Source organism: Kordiimonas sp. UBA4487 (assembly GCF_002389025.1).
Lineage (GTDB): Bacteria > Pseudomonadota > Alphaproteobacteria > Sphingomonadales > Kordiimonadaceae > Kordiimonas > Kordiimonas lacus.
Genome location: NZ_DGNR01000011.1, coordinates 223,706 through 241,355, shown reverse-complemented (window position 1 = coordinate 241,355; position 17,650 = coordinate 223,706). Strand labels below are relative to the sequence as shown.

The window sequence follows — 17,650 nt, the reverse complement described above, 5'->3', positions numbered from 1 at the left end:
AGGCATGGGGCACAGGCGGTCCTTTCCCGCATGACTAACGGGAAAAGGGATTTCCATGGTTGAGAACCATCCGGTCAACAAAGACCTGAAAAAAATACAGGCCTTCCGCGCGGGCATGGAGAAAGAAAATCGGGGCATCGCCAATCTTGGTGTTGCGCTGGTATTTCTGGTGCTTGTGCTGATCTACACGGCCATGACCCAAAGCGACGGGTCCACGGGTATCTTCGTGATCGCGGCTGCCGTGATCGGTGGCTATATGGCCATGAACATCGGCGCCAACGATGTGGCCAACAATATCGGCCCGGCTGTGGGCTCCAAGGCGCTCACCATGGTTGGCGCGCTTCTCATCGCAGCGGTGTTTGAGGCGGCAGGCGCGCTGATCGCGGGCGGCGACGTGGTCTCGACCATCCGCAAGGGCATTATCGACCCCTCTGCCATGGCAGATCAGATGACCTTCATCTGGGCGATGATGTCAGCGCTTCTGGCGGCGGCCCTGTGGCTCAACCTGGCAACCTGGGTTGGCGCGCCCGTGTCCACCACCCATTCCATTGTCGGTGGTGTTGTGGGCGCCGGTATCGCGGCGGCTGGTGCTGCCAGCGTGGCGTGGGGCAAGATGGGTGCCATCGCGGCAAGCTGGGTGATCTCACCCCTGTTGGGCGGCCTGATTGCCGCACTGTTCCTGTTGTTTATCAAGAAGATGATTCTGGCCAAGGAAAACAAGCTGGCAGCTGCCGAAACCTGGGTTCCGGTTCTCGTTGGTATTATGGCCGGCGCCTTTTCCATGTATCTGGTGATGAAGGGCCTGAAGAAGCTGTGGAAGCCTGACACCGCCATGCTGTGGATGATCGGCTTTGGGTCTTTCGCTGTCGTATGGGCTGTTACCAAGCCCTGGGTGAAGCGGGCGGCTGCGGGCCTTGAAAACCGCCGCAAGTCGGTTGCCAAATTGTTCACAATCCCGCTGATTTGTTCCGCTGCGCTTCTGTCGTTTGCGCACGGTGCCAACGATGTGGCCAATGCCGTTGGCCCGCTGGCGGCTATTGTCAGCGCCGCGCAGTCGGTGGATATGGGTTCTGGCAAGATTGCCTTGCCGATCTGGGTGATGGCGATTGGTGCTATCGGTATCTCAATCGGGCTATTGCTTTATGGCCCCAAGCTGATCCGCAAGGTCGGTGAGAAGATCACCAAGCTCAACCAGATGCGCGCTTTCTGTGTGGCACTTTCCGCTGCCATCACCGTGATTGCGGCCAGCTGGCTTGGCCTGCCTGTATCCTCGACCCACATTGCCGTGGGCGGGGTGTTCGGCGTTGGCTTCCTTCGGGAATATCTGAACAGCCGCGAGAGCAAGAAGCGGCGCCTGACGCGTTCAGAAGAGGTCAAGATCGCCCACCGCCGCCTTGTGCGCCGGCGTGAGCTTCTGACCATCGCAGCCGCATGGGTGATCACTGTGCCGGCGTCAGGGCTTCTGTCGGCCGCACTCTTTTACGCCATGTCAAACGCCTTCTAGGAAAGGCGAACAGGAAAGATAGGAAGGCGGTCTCTCGGGGCCGCCTTTTTTTATTGCGTCAGGCCGCAAACAGGCCTTTCAACTGACGCCCATGCTTCAGGTAGCCGGCGATGAAAATCGCGGCCGGTACCAGCATCATCCATTTGAACCCGCTGATCAGAATGATCATGGCCCCGCAGGCCGCCGTACAGACAAGCAGCCTGGAAGTGCCTTGTTCCACTTTCCAGTAAGCCGCGATCGCTGCGCCATAAAGCAGGATGAACCCTTGGGTCGTCAGCATGAAAAGCTGGTGAATATCAACGTCAGAAAACTCGATGAAGCCAATGGTCAATCCATAGACCGCCATGAGTATCCATAAGGTATTTGCTGGAACATTGGCGCCGTTTAAGCGTGCCATTGCCGGGGGCAGTAGTCCTTTGCGCGCAGCGGCAAAGAAAATTCGGCTGCAGCCAAAGACCCAGGCGTTGGCGTTGGTGACCAGAACACCCACAACCAGCATCAGAACCACTATGCGCAAAGGGCCATAGCCTGCCAGCATCGCGACCAGCCCGGATGGCCCTGAAATCTGAAGTCCCTTGGCCGCCAAAAGCGATACGGTAAGGGCGAAGAGCGCATAAAGGGCCGCGATCAGCAGGAAGCTGATCCAATAGATGCGGGGAATTGTTTTTTCAGGGTCCTTGAATTCCTCAAGGCCGAACGACATGCTTTCCCAGCCCTGGAAGGCCCAAAAGGCAATGACTGCTGCGGTCCAGACTGAATGCCAGGAAAGCGATTCTGTCTGGGCGAGGGTGTGGAGCGCGGCAAAACCGTCCAGATTTTGTGGCAGGTACCAGGCCATGCCGACAACCATAAGAGTCAACAGCAGTGGGACGACAAAAGCGGACAACCACCCAAGCTTGTCTGTTCCCTTGGTGTTCAAGGCTGTTGAAAAGACGCCGAGCAGTACAGCAAACACCCAGGCATATCTATCGGGGTTCAGTTGCAACAGCTCTGCCATGTAGGCGCCGCCGATAAAAAAGAAAGCAGGCATGCCAGCCATGAAGGCGCCAAGTACAACAAAGGAAAAGCCAGATGCGGCGCGCGGCCCAAAAGCAAATTCAGCGTAAGCGACAGCCCCATCTGCGCTTGGGAAGCGGGTGCCAAGGCGGGCAAAGATATGCACCATCGGGGCCGCGAGTGGGATGATCAGTAGCCATCCGGCCAGGCTGCCCAGGGGACCGGCCTGCTCTACCATGATGCCGGGCACGCCAAGAAAGCCGGACCCAACAATCATGGAGAAAACCATCAGGATGCCACCCCAGAACCCTACGCGTCTTTGCAACTGTGTCATATGTACCTCGCTTTGGTTCGAGGAAACATACTGCCGGGTTTTGTGAGTTGGTGCTGTGTCCCTTATCACACCTTGATTATGTCGTCACAGGCTTGCGGGATGACCAGAAGCACAGAAGGCTGAGCGCCGCGCAGGCTGTCATTACCAGACACATCAACAGGGGGCTGGTGGCCTCTGTGATGCCGATGATGCCGCTTGATACAAACGACAGCGAAAACTGCAGCGAGCCCGCCAGTGCCGATGCGGCACCCGCGCGGTGGCCTTCGTCTGCCAGCGCGCCGGCCATGGTGTTGGGGGCCACCACGCCCAGCACGGCGATGAAGGTGAACAGCGGGATGATGAAAACAGGTAAGGGGGCCTCGGTCAGGGTGGCGGTCAGAAGCCCCAGCGCCGACAAGAGCACCACCGGCAGCGCCACACGCAGGATCTGGTGGAAACTATAGCGCTGCACCAGCCAGCGGTTGACCTGGCTCATGACAATGAAGCCAGCGGCGTTGGCGCCAAAGAAGAAGCCGAATTGTTCGGGCGAGACACCGAAATGGTCCACCAGCACGAATTTGGCGCTGGTGATATAGCCGAACATGCCCGCCAGCGCGGCGCCGCCCGCCAGCGCATAGCCGGTGAAGGTGCGGTTCCTCAGGATATCGCGGTAGGTGGACAGCGCGCGCAGCAGCTGCACACCCGGGTTGGGTTGGTGGGTTTCCTCAAGCAACAGGGTGATCGCCAGCAGCGCCAGGAAGCCGAAACCGCTGATGAAATAGAAGATGGCCTGCCAGCCGAAAGCCAGCGCCACCTGCGCTCCCAGGATTGGTGCCAGGATTGGTGCCACGCCCATCACCAGCATCAGGAGCGAGAAGAAGCGAGCCACCTCCACCGGTTCGAACATGTCGCGCACAATCGCGCGTGAAATCACAGCGCCCGCGCAAATGCCCAGCGCCTGCAGGAAGCGGAGCAGGATAAAGTCGCTGATCGTGGGCACCAGCGCACAGGTGAAGGTCGCCGCGCTGGCAAGCGCGAGGCCGATCACCAGGGGCGGCTTGCGTCCGAACCGATCCGCGAGCGGCCCATACATCAGCTGTCCCAGCGCCAGGCCGATGAAAAATACCGTGAGCGACAATTCCGCATCCGATTGTCCGGCGCCGAAATGCTCTGCGATCAGCCCGAAGGCCGGCAGATACATGTCGATCGCCAGCGGCGTCAGCGCCGTGACGCTGCCCAGGATCAGCGCAAGGCCGACGGTGTTTTTGCTGCTCAGTTTCATCGGATACCCGTCAGTTGAATGGTACGGGCACGCAGGCGACGCCGCGCGCGGTGCCACAGCCCTAGCATGCTTGTTGATATAGCCTCAAGCCCGCATCCGGCAACACCATGTCGCGATCAGCGCAACGTCTATTGGGTGGGCGCGAAGAAGGTATGCAGGATATCATCCTGCAGGGGGCCCCAGTTTTTCCAACTGTGATCGCTCAGCACTACTCTGAAATCAAGATCATAGCCTTTGTCGGTCAAGACCTTCCTCATTTTCAGGGCGTCGCCCAAGCCGTCCTTTTCCCGGCCGACGCTGAAGAAAATCTTCGTTGGGTGGTACGGTGAAGCCTGATAGAGGCTTTTGACGTAGTCGAAGGGAAATAGTGCGGGGGACTGCATGGCAACCCCGCCGAACAGCTCCGGGGCTATCGCACCGAAACACCCAGCATTCAGCCCGCCCAAAGACAGGCCGGCCAATACCCGATCTTCGCGCTGGGTGCTGACCGGGAATTGGCGCTCCACATCCGGGATCAATTCGTCTCTGAAAAAATCCACATAGTCTTGATTGCAGACAAACTGCATCCAGCGCTTGTTTTCCTCATGGTTGTCCGGGTCACGCGGGTCGATGAAAACAGCAATGATGGGTTTGATCCGGCCCGCCTTTATCTCATCGTCAATCAGGCCGTGCAGTTTGCCATATTCCAGATACAGCTGGCCGTCTGTCAGATAAAGAGTTGGCAGCTGGTCGGTGATTTTGATGCCGCTCGGGTAGTAAACCCAATATTGCAGGTCATACCCCATGTGTTTGCTGGTGATACGGATATTGGCGGACAGTTGGCCGGCCATGGCAGCGGTGCTACCGCAAACCAGACAAATCAAGAAAAGCAGGAAACGCATATAAGCCCCCTCATAGTGTTAATGTTTAAAACACACTACTGAGGGAGAAAATACACGATATATTATAACATGTCTAGTGGGCTTCCTGCCAGTTCTTGCCGATGCCGCTGTCGACCACCAGCGGGACCGAAAGGTCCAGCACCGGCTGGCAGGCGTTTGCCATCACTTCTTCGATCACGGGAATCGCTTTCTCGTCCCGGCCTTCTGGCGCTTCGAACACCAGTTCATCGTGCACCTGCAACAGCATCTTCACGTCCGTCAGGCCATTGTCTTCAAGGGCCGCTGGCATGCGCACCATCGCCCGGCGCAGGATGTCTGCAGCCGTGCCCTGGATCGGCGCGTTGATCGCCGCGCGTTCGCCGAAGCCGCGTTTCATCGGGTTTTTGTCTGTCAGCGCCGTGATGTGGCATTTGCGCCCGAACAGGGTTTCCACATAGCCGTGCTCGCGGGCGAAATCGATGGTGGTGTCCATATAGCGGCGGATGCCCGGAAAGCGTTCGAAATAGGCGTCGATATAGCCCTGCGCGTCACCCCGAGAGATGCCCAGCTGGCGCGCCAGCCCGAAGGCGGAGATGCCGTAGATGATGCCGAAATTGATGGCTTTGGCTTGCCGGCGGACCATCGGGTCCATGCCTTCAATCGGCACACCGAACACTTCGCTTGCCGTCATGGCGTGGATGTCCGTGCCGTCCTCGAACGCCTGCTTGAGCGCGTCGATATCCGCCATGTGGGCCAGCACGCGAAGTTCGATCTGGCTATAGTCGGCCGCGATCAGGATATTGCCGTTCTCAGGCACGAAGGCCCGGCGGATTTTCCGGCCCTCTTCGGTGCGGATCGGGATATTCTGCAAGTTCGGGTCGTTAGACGACAGCCTTCCTGTGGTGGTGGCCGCCAGATGATAGCTGGTGTGCACCCGGCCCGTGCGCGGGTTCACTTCATTCTGCAGCGAGTCTGTATAGGTGCTCTTCAGTTTCGAGAACTGCCGGTATTCCATGACCTTGGCGGGCATTTCGTGGCCTTCGGCGGCGAGCTTTTCCAGCACATCCACGTTGGTCTGCCAGGCGCCGGTCTTGGATGATTTCTTGCCGCCTTCAAGGCCCATGTCGTCAAACAGTACTTCGCCAAGCTGCTTGGGCGAATTGACGTTGAAGGGCCTGCCGGCCAGGTCCTGGATTTCGCGGTCCAGCCGTTCGATGCCAACGGCGAATTCGTTCGACAGCTTGTTGAGCACGCTGCCGTCAACCTTGATCCCTTCGCGTTCCATGGCCGACAGCACAGCCGCCATCGGGCGCTCGAGCGTTTCATAAACGGTGGTGACTTTCTCTTTGGCCAGGCGCGGCTTCAGCACATGCCACAGGCGGAGCGTGATGTCGGCGTCCTCGGCGGCATAGTCGGTGGCTTTATCCAGCGGTACCTTGTCGAAGGTGATCTGGTTCTTGCCGGTGCCCGCCACTTCCTTGAAGGAGATTGGCGTCATGTCCAGATGGATGCCCGCCAGCTCGTCCATGCCGTGGCCATGCTTGCCGGCATCGAGCGCATAGGACATCAGCATCGTGTCGTCGATGGGGTAGAGGTTGATGCCCTCCCGCGCGAGGATCGACATATCATACTTGAGGTTCTGGCCGATCTTGAGGACAGCGAGATCCTCCATGAGCGGCTTAAGGGCCCCAATTACATCCGCTTTTGCAATCTGCTTCGGCATTTCCGACAGCAGGTCGTCGCTGTTGGCGCCGTGGCCCACCGGGATGTAGCAGGCCTTGCCCGGTTCAACCGACAGGCTAATGCCCACCAGGTCAGCTTTCGCCGGGTTGAGGCCGGTGGTTTCCGTGTCCACCGCCACATGGCCAACCTCATAGGCCTTTTTGATCCAGGCCTTCAGCGCGTCCATCTCGGTGACGCACTCGTAGGTAGCCTTTTCAACGGTTACGGTTTCGGTCACCACGTCCTCAGGGATATCGCCGTCCCAGGCGCTGATCACCTTGGCCTTAAGGGAGCGGAAATCCTGCGCGTCCAGGAATTGCACCAGGGTGGCTGGGTCCGGGTCCTTGACCTCGAAGCTGTCCAGCTGGGCCTCAATGGGCACATCGCGCTCCAGCGTCACCAGTTGGCGGCTGACGCGAGCCTGCTCGGCGAATTCGATCAGATTTTCGCGGCGCTTGTTCTGCTTGATCTCGCCTGCGCGAGATAGAAGCGTGTCCAGGTCGCCATATTCGTCAATCAGCTGCGCGGCTGTCTTGACGCCAATCCCGGGCACGCCGGGCACATTATCGGCGCTGTCGCCCGCAAGCGCCTGAACGTCAACAACCCTGTCTGGCCCGACGCCAAATTTCTCCGGCACATCTTCGGCGCGCGTCCGCTTGTTCTTCATGGTGTCGAACATATCGGTCTCGGCGTCCAGAAGCTGCATCAGGTCCTTGTCGGAGCTGACGATGGTGACCTTCCAGCCCTTTTCGCGCGCCTGTTTGGTATAGGTGGCGATCAGGTCATCGGCCTCATACCCGAGCATCTCGATCGAGGGCAGGCCGAAGGCTTCGGTAGCTTCCCGGATGATCGGGAACTGTGGGATCAGGTCTTCGGGTGCTGGCGGGCGGTGCGCCTTGTATTCCGGGTAAATGTCATTCCGGAAGGTTTTGCCCGACGCGTCGAAGATCACCGCCAGGTGGCTCGGGCGCTCGGCGTCAGACAGATCGCGCAACAGCTTCATGATCATGTTGGAGAAGCCATACACGGCACCCACGGGCGTGCCGTCCCCACGCGTCAGCGGGCGCTTTGAGTAGGCCATCGCATGATAGGCGCGGAAGATATAGCCCGAACCGTCGATCAGATAGAGATGTTTCTGGTGATCAGTGTCTTCGGGCATAAGGCTTTCCGGTATAAAATTATTTGGTGGTCAGGTTAGAAAAAGGCGGTCAAATCACTTAGATTTGTCTGCCAATTTCTTTTCAGATGGGCCACCTTGCAGGATATAAAGTCGATCACAATATGGGCATTCTACTTTGCCTTCGTCATCCATCGTCAGATATACACGTGGGTGGCCGAGGGCGCCTTCGTCACCGTCGCAGGCAACTTTCTTGGTGGAGACCAGTTTTGTTTCAGGTGCGTCTACCGTCATGGTGTGTCTCTTTTGGCTTGGGTCTGATTGAATTTATCCCAAAACAGATTGGGATTTAGCCCTATATAGCGGGGGTGGGCCGTGCGAACAAGCGGCAGCGTGGTACAATGTCCGAAAAGACGATAATATCGTCGGGCGCCATTCGTAGCAGCGAGAATAAACAGGATTGTAAGTGTGACAAAAAACGCAATTGAAATCAGGGGACTGAAGAAGGTTTACGGCGGCAAGAAGGGCGGCGGTAAGCTGGCGCTGAAGGGGATTGACCTTGATATCCCGCAGGGGTCGATGTTCGGTCTTCTGGGCCCCAACGGGGCCGGCAAGTCCACCACCATCAATATTCTCGCGGGCCTTGTGAACAAGACCGAGGGCAGCGCCAAAATCTGGGGGTTCGATATTGACGACAACCCCAGGAATGCGCGCGCCAATATCGGTATCGTGCCGCAGGAACTGACGTTCGATGCCTTCTTCACCCCGCGTGAAATGCTTGAGGTGCAGGCTGGTATGTATGGCGTCAAGCCGGATGAGCGCCGCACGGAAGAACTTCTCAAGGCCGTGCATCTGTTCGATAAGGCAGACGCCTATTCCCGCACGCTGTCGGGCGGCATGAAACGGCGGCTTCTGATCGCCAAGGCCATGGTGCATAACCCGCCGATCCTGGTGCTGGATGAGCCGACAGCGGGTGTGGATATCGAACTGAGGCAGATGCTGTGGGAATATGTCCGCGAGCTGCATGCCCGTGGCACCACCATCGTGCTGACCACCCACTATCTTGAGGAAGCCGAGGAGCTTTGTGACACCATCGCCATCATCAACCATGGGGATGTGGTGGCCTGCGAGCCGACAGAGCAGCTTTTGAAGCGTATTGATGAGAAGGAAATCGTGATTTCGGTTTCCGAGAAGCTGACTGAAGTGCCTGACGAACTGAAACCTTTCAGCAGCGATGTGCGGGGCGACCATAAGCTGGCCGTGCAGATCAGCCAGGTGAACGCCAATGTGGGCCAGGTGCTGGCTGCCGTTCAGCAGGCGGGCCTGACGATCACAGATATCTCGACTAATGAGACCGACCTTGAAGATATCTTCCTGCAGCTCACCAGCGACAAGCATAAGGACGCGGCAGAATGAGACGCATCTATGACGTTGTGATTGTCGGATCGGGCGCTGCGGGCCTTACCGCTGCCCTCAAACTGGCGCCGCATATGCGGGTTGCTGTCCTCTCAAAGGGCGAAATGTCTGGCGGCTCCACGCGCTGGGCTCAGGGCGGTATTGCGGCGGTGCTGGAAGCCACCGACAGTATCCAGAGCCATATCGACGATACGCTCATTGCCGGCGCTGGCCTGTGTGATGAGGAAGCCGTTCGATACGTGGTGGAACGCGGCCGGGAGGCCATTGAGGGCCTGATCAATCTGGGCGTGGAGTTTGACAAGGCAAACTCGGTTCACGAAGACGGCTATGACTATCATCTGACGCGAGAGGGCGGGCACAGCCACCGGCGGATCATTCACGCCGCTGACGCCACGGGCCAGGCAGTCCAGAAAACCCTGAACCAGCGGGTGCTGGATGAGCCCAATATCGATGTTTACGAGCACCACATCGCAATCGACATCATCACCAACCGGCATCTGAAGAACCCGGGCGACTATAATGACCAAGCCCACGGCGTTTATGTGCTGAACCTGGAAAAAGGCAGGGTTGAAACCTTCTCCGCGCGGGCGACCATCATTGCCTCGGGTGGTGCCAGCCGGGTGTATCTCTATAGCTCCAACCCGGATGCATCGACCGGTGACGGCATCGCCATGGCGTGGCGCGCGGGCTGCCGGGTGACCAACATGGAGTTCAACCAGTTCCACCCGACGTGTCTGTATCACCCCGATGCCAAGACCTTCCTGATCACGGAAGCCATGCGCGGCGAGGGGGCTGTGCTGAGGCTCAAGGACGGCACGCGCTTCATGCCTGGCTATGACAAGCGGGAAGAGCTGGCGCCCAGGGACATTGTCGCCCGCGCGATCGACAGCGAGATGAAGCGGACGGGTGAGGAGTGCGTGTGGCTGGACATCACCCACAAAGACGCAGACTTCGTTATCTCCCACTTCCCGACCATCTACCGGCATTGTTTGACGCTGGGGATCGACATCACGAAGGACTGGATTCCGGTGGTGCCGGCGGCGCATTATACCTGTGGCGGCATTCATGTGGACATGCATGCGCGCACTGGCCTCGACCGCCTGTATGCAGCGGGCGAATGCTCCCACACCGGACTGCACGGCGCCAACCGCATGGCGTCCAACAGCTTGCTGGAATGCCTGGTTCTGGGCAACGCGGCAGCTGATGACATTCTCGATAAGATCGACGACCTGCCGTCTGCCGCCATGGCGCGCGACTGGGACGAAAGCCAGGTATCAGACAGTGACGAAATGGTAGTCGTGACCCACAACTGGAAAGAGCTCAGGCGCTTCATGTGGGACTATGTGGGCATTGTGCGCACCGACAAACGCCTGGCGCGCGCCAAGCGCCGGGTGGACCTGCTGGCCGCGGAAATCCAGGAATATTACGGCAACTTCCGGGTGACGGCAGACCTTCTGGAACTCCGGAACCTGGTGACGGTGGCAGACCTGATCGTGCGGTCGGCCCAGATGCGCAAGGAATCGCGCGGCCTGCATTTTACGTCGGACTATCCAAAGCTCGCAGATGAACCTCGTGACACCACACTGATCCCGTTCGGCCACGCGGTTTCTGACCGGGTAGCCTGACCGGCGTCAAGCTGGCCTGATCATGCCTTACATTTGGGCGGTTCTCCTTACTCCACGGATTGTCTGTGAGGAAACCGTCCTTTTCCCCTGTCCTAAAGCTTAGAGGAGAGGGATTGAGGCATATTGCCGGAGGCAGGCACACTTACCTCTTCTTCTTGGGCAACATAGGGGAGGGACCTATCACTATATTGAAGCGTATTATGACCGGCGTGGGGGCACTCATCGTCATAGCAGCTGGCGCTGCGGCGACGGCTGATGAGGCCGGGGTGCCAGCCCCGTTTCAGGGGGATGATCCGACATCGACCCTGAGCATCCGCTATGACGATCTCAGCGCCATCCTGAAGGCGGTGGTTCTGGAGACCGGGCGCTCTGACCGGTCACGGGCGCCGCGGGCACGTCCGGCGGCAGCCTCGCGTATCATCCGGGCATCGAACAGCCACTATTCGCTTGAAGGCAACCGGATCATGTTCACGGTTTTGGAGCAAGACCGGAATCTGGCCGTGCTGACCGCAGTCAGGAAAAGCCTTGAGGCTGTCCCTGATTCCTTGCCGCTCAAGCTCCTGTCCCGCGACGAGCAGCTGGCGTACTGGCTCAACCTCTATAATGTCACCGTGCTTGAACAGATCACCACCATCTATCCGGAAACACGCCTGAAGCGCCACTATGTCGGCGACCAGTCGCTCTGGGATCGCAAGCTTCTGACGGTGGCAGGTATGCCTTTGTCGCTCAACGATATTCACCACAAAATCCTTGTGCCGAAATATGAGAATCCGCTGGTTATGTATGGATTGTTCCAAGGCTTTGCTGGCGGCCCCAACATTCGGTCTGAGGCTTATGAAGGCGGGCGGGTTATGGCGCAGCTTGCGCAAAACGCAGAAGAATTCGTGAATTCGAACCGGGGGATGCATCGCAGGGACCGGTTGATGAAAGTGTCGCATCTGTATGAGGTCAATCGCGATCTTTTCCCCAACTGGGACGCTGACTTACGGCGACATCTGCGGCGCTACGCTGATGGTGTTTATCAGGATCGGATCAAGTCTGCGTCGCGGTTTGCGCCGAGCATCACCAACTATGCCATCGCCGACATACACAATGGCTATAAAGGGCGTGGCACATCGGTCAGCACCAATCCGGCAGCGCTGTTGGGGGCCATTAAGTCCGCAGGCGATGACGGCACGTCGGCTGAGGGCCACTTTGGCCCTACCTCCTATGTTGCCAATGACGGTGCCGTGTTTTCGGCTGGCGTCACGCCTTACCTGCAAGGGCAAAGCCAGTATGGTGGCAGGTTCCCAATTCACGTTGTTGAGTATCTGAAGACGATTGAAGAGCGCAGGCGCACCAACAAGGAAGGGGAAGTGAGCATTGAGGAATATGACGAGTCTCCACCAGAATAACAGTTCTGAAGGGCCCGCCGCGGCTTTGGTCAGGAAGACATGAAAATGGCCCCACCCAAATGATCGGGCGGGGCCATTGACATCTGTGCTGGCAGGGTAAGGCTCTCTTAACCGGAGATCGCTACAGTTGGCAGGTAGGAGGATACCGTGCCATATCTGGGCGTGACATTCCGGTTATGCATCTTTTGTTTTCTGTTTGCATTCGCAGTGCTGACGGAGAACAGTCTGGCGCAGGACAGAGTTCGTGCCGGCCATAGTAGCGCCAGTGTTTTTAACGATGCATGGCAGGCCATCCTCAAGGAAGCCGACATTCAACCGGAGTTTGTCATCACGACAGATGATGAGAAACGGCGGCTCTTTATTGAAGGCGCGCTTGAACTTGATTGTTGTACAATACCGGAATGGCGGAACCGCCCTGAAGAGCGCGCAGTTCAGCTATATACCTCACATTTTTTTTATTCTGCCTTGCATATCGTGCATCGCCCCGACCTACCCATTGTCTACCGGGCGCCAGAGGACCTAGGCGCCTATCGGGTATCGGTGGTTCGGGGACATGACTATGTCCACGGCGAATTTTTCGGATCAACCGTGCTGGCGGGCAGCATCGATGAAGCCTTCCAGATGGTGGCTGACGGGTATGCAGATATGGCGATTGCAAACAAGCAGGAGCTCATGTTTCGCCAGAAAGGCCAGTCCCTCCCATTGGTGCTGGGTCCTGAACTTCATACACTGGCCATGCGCGCGCGGGTGCACAAGTCTCGCCCAGACCTTCTTGATCGGCTGAATGATGCGATTGCCCGAATGAAGGCGCGAGGCGATATCAATATTGCAATCGGGGCCGCCATCAGGCTCGGAAACAAAGGTGTGCCGTTTGCCTTGGTGGGTGATGCGGATACGCTGGCGCTCAGGAGTGTCTGGCGTCTGGTTCTGGCAGAAAGTGGCATACCGCACCGTATTGTGGAAATGCCGGGCGCGCGGAAGCGGCGGATGTTCGTGGAAGGTGGCGTTGTGCTGGATTGTTGTGTGGTGCCAGATTGGCGGAATAATCCGGATGAGATACAGGTCCAGTTATTTTCCGACGTATTATATGAATCCGTTGAACGGTATGTCTTCCATGAAAAGACACCGTTGAATATTTCACAAGCGACAGATTTGGCCAACTTCAATGTTGCTGTGGTGCGGGGGTTTGACCCACCACTTGCTTATCGGTCAATCATTCCAGGGCGTAACATCGGTGACGTTCTGAATTTGGTCGCCTCGGGCAGGGCACAAGTGGCCATGATCAACATCCATGATTTTCGTATGCAGATGGAGACAAAGCACCGGCCGCTGGTTTTGGGGCCTGTGTCTGAAATTGCACCGCTTCGGGTGCGAGTTCATCGGTCGAGGCAGGAATTAATACCAATAATAAACGCTGCGATTGCTCGGCTTCGAGAGACGGGGACCATTACACTGATGCTGGACGGCTTGCCGCGCTGAAACGAAAAAGGTCCTGCACATGGTGCAGGACCTTTATGCTGTTAAACAGGCAGGCTTACTGCAGCGCCCACTCGAGCGGCAGGACAATCCTCATGTCGGTTTGGCCTTCGGGAAGGGCCGGCAGAGGGTTCAGCTTTGCAACCAGCTTCGGAATTTCACGGTCAAGCAAATCATTGCCTGTGGCTTCGATCACTTCGTGCGCGGTGATGGTGCCATCAGCTGCAACGATCAGGCGAACCTTGGCCTTGCCTTCGATCTCACGCATCAGGGCGGCGCGGGGATAGCTCTGGTTTTGTGATACGGCACGCAGCAGCGCCTGTTGCCAGGATTTCATGGTGTCAGCGGCAGTCGCCTGGGAGCTGACTGCAAGCAGGGTGGTTGCCGCCACAAGGGCAGATTTCAGGGCAGTAGAAAGTTTCATTTGGATATACTCACAACAGTGCCGGTGGTTTTTGCCAAACCGGCTTGGGGGGGGAGGGATCAGAAAAATGGCTTCCGCAACCGGAAGCCATTCTCTACTCAAAACGAATGGGTGTTTACTCGGAACCAGAATTCCTAGTTCAGTGTCCAGCTCAGTGGCAGGACAAAGGACATTTCCTGCTGGCCAGCTGGCAGGGCAGGCAGTGGGCTCATCTTTTCCACCAGCTTGGGGATTTCGCTGTCCAGAATGCTTTGGCCAGTTTCTTCCAGAATTTCGTGGCTGGTAATGGTACCGTCGGCGGCGACCACCAGGCGAACCTTGGCCTTGCCTTCAATTTCCCGCGCAATTGCGGAACGGGGATAGCGCTGGTTTTTGGCAACCGATTTGACCACCGCAATTTTCCAGCTTTTCATATCGTCTGCTGCATGTGCAGGAGCGGTAGCAAGCGCGAAGCTCATGACCAGTGTAGCGAGCAAGAAAGTGCCAAAATTCTTCAACATGTTTCCATCCATCATTCTAGAATGTTCCGTGCGGCAGTCACGAGTTTGCAAGAAAGCCGCTGTATTTGATCGAGCTTTATAGAGACAGCCCGTTAATCACTGGTAATGAAAAAGATAAAATTTTAAGCAACCCGCGAAAATATCTATAACTAATTGATTTAAAACAATAAAAAACTTATACAGTTCGCCCTTCTGAGAGCCTGGGTCCTGCCTGCAGGGCTGCTGAATCCATAATTTAATGAGAGTCGTTAAAATGATTCAGCCTGATCCGCTGATTATCCGAATGCAGGATTCGGCGCAGGGAGCAGGGCTGGCGCATTTGGGCTTGCAACGTGTGGGGTGTGAGTGTAGTGTCCGCGCCGACAAAAGCTTGTCCGCGCACCCGTAGCTCAGCTGGATAGAGCGCTGCCCTCCGAAGGCAGAGGCCAGAGGTTCGAATCCTCTCGGGTGCGCCATATTTCCTTAGATATTTCAATTGTATAGCTCTTTTCACGCATTGTGAAGAGCCGTATTTCTTGTTTCCGTAAGTGACCTGTAAGTGCAAATGGCTATCTGTAGGCGGTTGCCTTGGGTTGTGCAGCCAGTTTCTGGAGCTTGATCCGAAGGCGCATTTCGCCGCTGATCACGTATGCCGCAGACCCTACAAGACCAATTGCAAAACCCGCTATGCCGCCTAGCATTGCTGCTGCTCCTAGGTCATCCAAGTTCCCTGACAGCAATTGAAGAAGAAATCCGATGAATGCGCCGAGCAACGGTCCGCCGAACATTGCCAGCAGGGCGGCCTTGCTGTGAATTGGCTCAGTGATAGTTTTCAGACGTGCGCGCGTGCGAACAAAATTCCAGTTTTCTTCTTCGATAATGCCGCGCACATCGATGTCTTTAAATTTCATTTCTCTTCCAATCGTTCCGACCTCGTTGAGTAGATATGACAAAGTAATTTTATCCGTATAATGCTACGATTACAATCAAATAATCGTAGCTAAGATAATGTTAAATGTCTGAAATTACTAGCATTCTACGGTAATGGATGACTTTAGACGAAATGTGGGAATGCGAGTTAAAGCGGCTCGAAAGGCGAAGGGGTTAAGCCAGGAAGATCTGGCGGACTTGATCGAGAGATCCGTGCACTCAATTTCTCAGATAGAACGCGGCGTGAATTCTCCTAGCGCGGAAACTTTGCTCTGCCTTTCGAGGGTTTTGGGTGTCGCTGTCGATAGCCTTCTATCCGATGACGGACAAAGCAATAATCTCTCGACAGTTAGGAAAGAGCGCCTTTTAGAGTTGATGGCGCATGTTGATTTGATCACAAATGAACAGCTTGAAACACTAATTAAGGTAGCTAAATCCTATAGGTTGTAAATGGGCTTAACAAACCATTGAGTTCAGCCATCTGCGGGCAAAATTTACCGCAACGAATCGAAAAAATTACTAAATCGAACAAAATCGTGCTGTTTCAACTGCATCTTTTGATTGCATTTTCGCCCGAAAAATCGGCCGATCCGATATAAAAATATCCATGATTTTGGGTGCTAATGTTAAATGTTTCATATGATGCCCGAGCAATAGTATAAATATTTTTATATCCAGAAATCCATAATGATATCAAAAAGATAAAGCCTTGCTTCAATGAACAATCATGCGGCAGGATTGGTCTTGTCGTGGCCACGACATCTCATGAAACTCCAAAATGGAAGAGATGTTATGCGACACAAAAAGATGATGAATACCAAGCAAGTCTGTGAATTTGTGGGGATCAGCCGAACTACATTATATCGGTGGATGGCTGATGATATCTTTCCTCGTCCCCTGGATAGACCCGGTCCCCTTAAATGGCCCGCTGATGACATACTAGAGTGGTCTTTGTCCTGTCCTCGTCGTCGATATTGAGGAGGGGTGCGATGACTAAAGTAACGCGACAAGTGAAAATTGACAGAGACACCGATCAAGTCCTCAAGGCCTACTGTTCCAAGGAGCAATTGGACTACGATGTATTGCTAGAAAACGTGGTTGAGAACTTTGTTGTGCGTGAACTATCCGCCAGAGTTATGGACTACCTGTCCAGGAGAAACTTTGAAAAGCCAATTCCAGATTGGATAACAAGCGATTGGCTCAAGGGGTTGGCTCTGGACATGGCTTCTCGTAAGCAGATAGATCCGCATTTTTTAACTTTGGAACCTAGGCCCCGGCGATGAAACAGGAGAGGTTTACCAAATCATTGACGGTCAGATTAGACGAAGGCCTGCACGGTGACTTGATCCGTCTGGCAAAAGACCATGGTGAGACACCCGCGTCGTTCGCAAGGCAAATGCTTTTGGTCGCGGTCGATCAGCTGCAAGATCGGAAGAAGGCTGACCCGTTGCTCACGCTGTGTGCAATCACATTGCGCTTGTATCGGAGCCACCTCGTATTTCTGTCCGCATTCAGCAACTGGACGCATTATGCCTTTTGCCTGGATGATCACATGGATGATTTGATCAAGCAGGCGAGGGAAGACATGAAGCGGCTTCACCTGCAATACCCAACGCCACTTGGGCCTAGCCATTTTGTCGTAGATGAGTGGGGATGGTCCTACGTATAGGTTTGCAATTCAGCCAAATGAACAAGGGGCGACTTTGGTCGCCTCTTTTTTTTGCCTAAAGACATTCTTCCTGGGGCCTAAGGAGCGGCTTGCATAAACCTTTGATTTTATGGCGAGTTCTCTTGAGTTCAGCCGCTGTAACGGTGCGCAATCAATTGAAATCTCTCTTAAGTGCCTGATTTGTAATCATAATTCACCAATACGCACTAGGTGCGTCAGGTGTGTACTGAAGGACGATAGAGCATCCGCTGTTTCAAAAAGGTTTGAACCGGCCTTCGATGCCTTGCCTATGAGTCCTCTGAAAGGGCCTTTGGGGCTCGTGTGTGACCTATTCTAGCCAAGGTAACAATCGCTCATCTTGAGAGGCAATAAAACAATTTATTGGTGTTTAGCGTGCCTTTCTTGCCAGAAACTCCTAATGAAGGTAAACATATGAATTAAAA

The 17,650-nt window shown here is 55.8% G+C and carries 17 protein-coding genes and 1 tRNA gene; 9 read left to right on the top strand and 9 right to left on the bottom strand.

Annotated elements, in window-relative coordinates:
- Positions 1-55: 55 nt before the first annotated feature.
- Positions 56-1,504 (top strand): inorganic phosphate transporter, encoded by a 1,449-nt coding sequence (locus B3Z17_RS06615; protein WP_286829078.1) that lies wholly within the window; start codon positions 56-58, stop codon positions 1,502-1,504.
- 58 nt (positions 1,505-1,562) lie between these two features.
- Here the strand turns inward: B3Z17_RS06615 and B3Z17_RS06610 are convergent, their stop codons facing one another.
- The 5 genes from B3Z17_RS06610 to B3Z17_RS06590 form a co-directional block, all read right to left on the bottom strand.
- Positions 1,563-2,834, bottom strand: a complete 1,272-nt coding sequence (locus tag B3Z17_RS06610; RefSeq protein ID WP_286829077.1) for an APC family permease — start codon at positions 2,832-2,834, stop codon at positions 1,563-1,565.
- 76 nt (positions 2,835-2,910) lie between these two features.
- The gene (locus B3Z17_RS06605) at positions 2,911-4,095 is read right to left on the bottom strand and encodes a Bcr/CflA family multidrug efflux MFS transporter (RefSeq protein ID WP_286829076.1); all 1,185 of its coding nucleotides are present in this window, start codon (positions 4,093-4,095) and stop codon (positions 2,911-2,913) included.
- Positions 4,096-4,223: 128 nt separating this feature from the next.
- Complete coding sequence (locus B3Z17_RS06600) at positions 4,224-4,976, bottom strand: alpha/beta hydrolase (RefSeq protein WP_286829075.1); 753 nt, start codon at positions 4,974-4,976, stop codon at positions 4,224-4,226.
- A 73-nt stretch (positions 4,977-5,049) separates the two neighbouring features.
- A complete protein-coding gene (gene polA / locus B3Z17_RS06595) occupies positions 5,050-7,836 on the bottom strand; it encodes a DNA polymerase I (RefSeq protein WP_286829074.1) in 2,787 nt (928 codons plus the stop codon).
- 54 nt (positions 7,837-7,890) lie between these two features.
- Positions 7,891-8,088: a zinc-finger domain-containing protein gene (locus B3Z17_RS06590; protein WP_286829073.1), complete on the bottom strand. Its 198-nt coding sequence runs from the start codon at positions 8,086-8,088 to the stop codon at positions 7,891-7,893.
- A gap of 174 nt (positions 8,089-8,262) precedes the next feature.
- Between B3Z17_RS06590 and B3Z17_RS06585 the strand changes: the two genes are divergently transcribed.
- The 4 genes from B3Z17_RS06585 to B3Z17_RS06570 all read left to right on the top strand — a co-directional run bounded on the left by B3Z17_RS06585 (position 8,263) and on the right by B3Z17_RS06570 (position 13,708).
- Positions 8,263-9,210 (top strand): ABC transporter ATP-binding protein, encoded by a 948-nt coding sequence (locus tag B3Z17_RS06585; RefSeq protein ID WP_286829072.1) that lies wholly within the window; start codon positions 8,263-8,265, stop codon positions 9,208-9,210.
- On the top strand, positions 9,207-10,835 hold the full coding sequence (gene nadB, locus B3Z17_RS06580; protein ID WP_286829071.1) for an L-aspartate oxidase: 1,629 nt from the start codon (positions 9,207-9,209) through the stop codon (positions 10,833-10,835). Before B3Z17_RS06585 ends, nadB begins: the two co-directional genes overlap by 4 nt.
- Positions 10,836-11,023: 188 nt before the next feature.
- A complete protein-coding gene (locus tag B3Z17_RS06575) occupies positions 11,024-12,229 on the top strand; it encodes a DUF547 domain-containing protein (RefSeq protein ID WP_286829070.1) in 1,206 nt (401 codons plus the stop codon).
- A gap of 147 nt (positions 12,230-12,376) precedes the next feature.
- Entirely contained in the window at positions 12,377-13,708 is a 1,332-nt protein-coding gene (locus tag B3Z17_RS06570) for a substrate-binding periplasmic protein (protein WP_286829069.1), read from the top strand.
- A 55-nt stretch (positions 13,709-13,763) separates the two neighbouring features.
- On the opposite strand, the gene B3Z17_RS06565 is transcribed toward B3Z17_RS06570, so the two are convergent.
- Both B3Z17_RS06565 and B3Z17_RS06560 read right to left on the bottom strand, forming a co-directional pair.
- The gene (locus B3Z17_RS06565) at positions 13,764-14,129 is read right to left on the bottom strand and encodes an energy transducer TonB (protein ID WP_286829068.1); all 366 of its coding nucleotides are present in this window, start codon (positions 14,127-14,129) and stop codon (positions 13,764-13,766) included.
- Between the two features lie 134 nt (positions 14,130-14,263).
- Positions 14,264-14,629 carry an energy transducer TonB gene (locus B3Z17_RS06560; RefSeq protein ID WP_286829067.1) on the bottom strand — a complete coding sequence of 122 codons (366 nt, stop codon included), beginning with the start codon at positions 14,627-14,629 and terminating at the stop codon, positions 14,264-14,266.
- A gap of 378 nt (positions 14,630-15,007) precedes the next feature.
- Between B3Z17_RS06560 and B3Z17_RS06555 the strand changes: the two genes are divergently transcribed.
- Positions 15,008-15,084, top strand: a tRNA-Arg gene (locus B3Z17_RS06555).
- 93 nt (positions 15,085-15,177) lie between these two features.
- Here B3Z17_RS06555 and B3Z17_RS06550 read toward each other — a convergent pair.
- Entirely contained in the window at positions 15,178-15,519 is a 342-nt protein-coding gene (locus B3Z17_RS06550; RefSeq protein ID WP_286829066.1) for a hypothetical protein, read from the bottom strand.
- Positions 15,520-15,652: 133 nt separating this feature from the next.
- Here B3Z17_RS06550 and B3Z17_RS19650 point away from each other — a divergent pair, with 133 nt between their 5' ends.
- From B3Z17_RS19650 to B3Z17_RS06540, 3 genes are all read left to right on the top strand, one after another.
- Positions 15,653-15,988 (top strand): helix-turn-helix domain-containing protein, encoded by a 336-nt coding sequence (locus B3Z17_RS19650; protein WP_414672765.1) that lies wholly within the window; start codon positions 15,653-15,655, stop codon positions 15,986-15,988.
- Positions 15,989-16,255: 267 nt separating this feature from the next.
- Positions 16,256-16,516, top strand: coding sequence for a helix-turn-helix transcriptional regulator (locus B3Z17_RS19645; RefSeq protein ID WP_414672764.1), 261 nt, complete (start codon positions 16,256-16,258; stop codon positions 16,514-16,516).
- 11 nt (positions 16,517-16,527) lie between these two features.
- On the top strand, positions 16,528-16,821 hold the full coding sequence (locus tag B3Z17_RS06540; RefSeq protein WP_286829065.1) for a hypothetical protein: 294 nt from the start codon (positions 16,528-16,530) through the stop codon (positions 16,819-16,821).
- Positions 16,822-16,856: 35 nt separating this feature from the next.
- Here B3Z17_RS06540 and B3Z17_RS06535 read toward each other — a convergent pair whose 3' ends face one another.
- Positions 16,857-17,138: a hypothetical protein gene (locus B3Z17_RS06535; protein WP_286829064.1), complete on the bottom strand. Its 282-nt coding sequence runs from the start codon at positions 17,136-17,138 to the stop codon at positions 16,857-16,859.
- Between the last annotated feature and the right edge of the window lie 512 nt (positions 17,139-17,650).

Coding starts and splice junctions, on each gene's coding strand:
- B3Z17_RS06605 (WP_286829076.1), bottom strand. CDS start 4,095: ATGAAACTGAGCAGCAAAAACACCGTCGGCCTTGCGCTGATCCTGGGC.
- B3Z17_RS06565 (WP_286829068.1), bottom strand. CDS start 14,129: ATGAAACTTTCTACTGCCCTGAAATCTGCCCTTGTGGCGGCAACCACC.
- polA (WP_286829074.1), bottom strand. CDS start 7,836: ATGCCCGAAGACACTGATCACCAGAAACATCTCTATCTGATCGACGGT.
- B3Z17_RS06615 (WP_286829078.1), top strand. CDS start 56: ATGGTTGAGAACCATCCGGTCAACAAAGACCTGAAAAAAATACAGGCC.
- B3Z17_RS19645 (WP_414672764.1), top strand. CDS start 16,256: ATGAACAATCATGCGGCAGGATTGGTCTTGTCGTGGCCACGACATCTC.
- B3Z17_RS06540 (WP_286829065.1), top strand. CDS start 16,528: ATGACTAAAGTAACGCGACAAGTGAAAATTGACAGAGACACCGATCAA.
- B3Z17_RS06600 (WP_286829075.1), bottom strand. CDS start 4,976: ATGCGTTTCCTGCTTTTCTTGATTTGTCTGGTTTGCGGTAGCACCGCT.
- B3Z17_RS19650 (WP_414672765.1), top strand. CDS start 15,653: ATGGATGACTTTAGACGAAATGTGGGAATGCGAGTTAAAGCGGCTCGA.
- B3Z17_RS06550 (WP_286829066.1), bottom strand. CDS start 15,519: ATGAAATTTAAAGACATCGATGTGCGCGGCATTATCGAAGAAGAAAAC.
- B3Z17_RS06610 (WP_286829077.1), bottom strand. CDS start 2,834: ATGACACAGTTGCAAAGACGCGTAGGGTTCTGGGGTGGCATCCTGATG.
- B3Z17_RS06560 (WP_286829067.1), bottom strand. CDS start 14,629: ATGTTGAAGAATTTTGGCACTTTCTTGCTCGCTACACTGGTCATGAGC.
- B3Z17_RS06590 (WP_286829073.1), bottom strand. CDS start 8,088: ATGACGGTAGACGCACCTGAAACAAAACTGGTCTCCACCAAGAAAGTT.
- nadB (WP_286829071.1), top strand. CDS start 9,207: ATGAGACGCATCTATGACGTTGTGATTGTCGGATCGGGCGCTGCGGGC.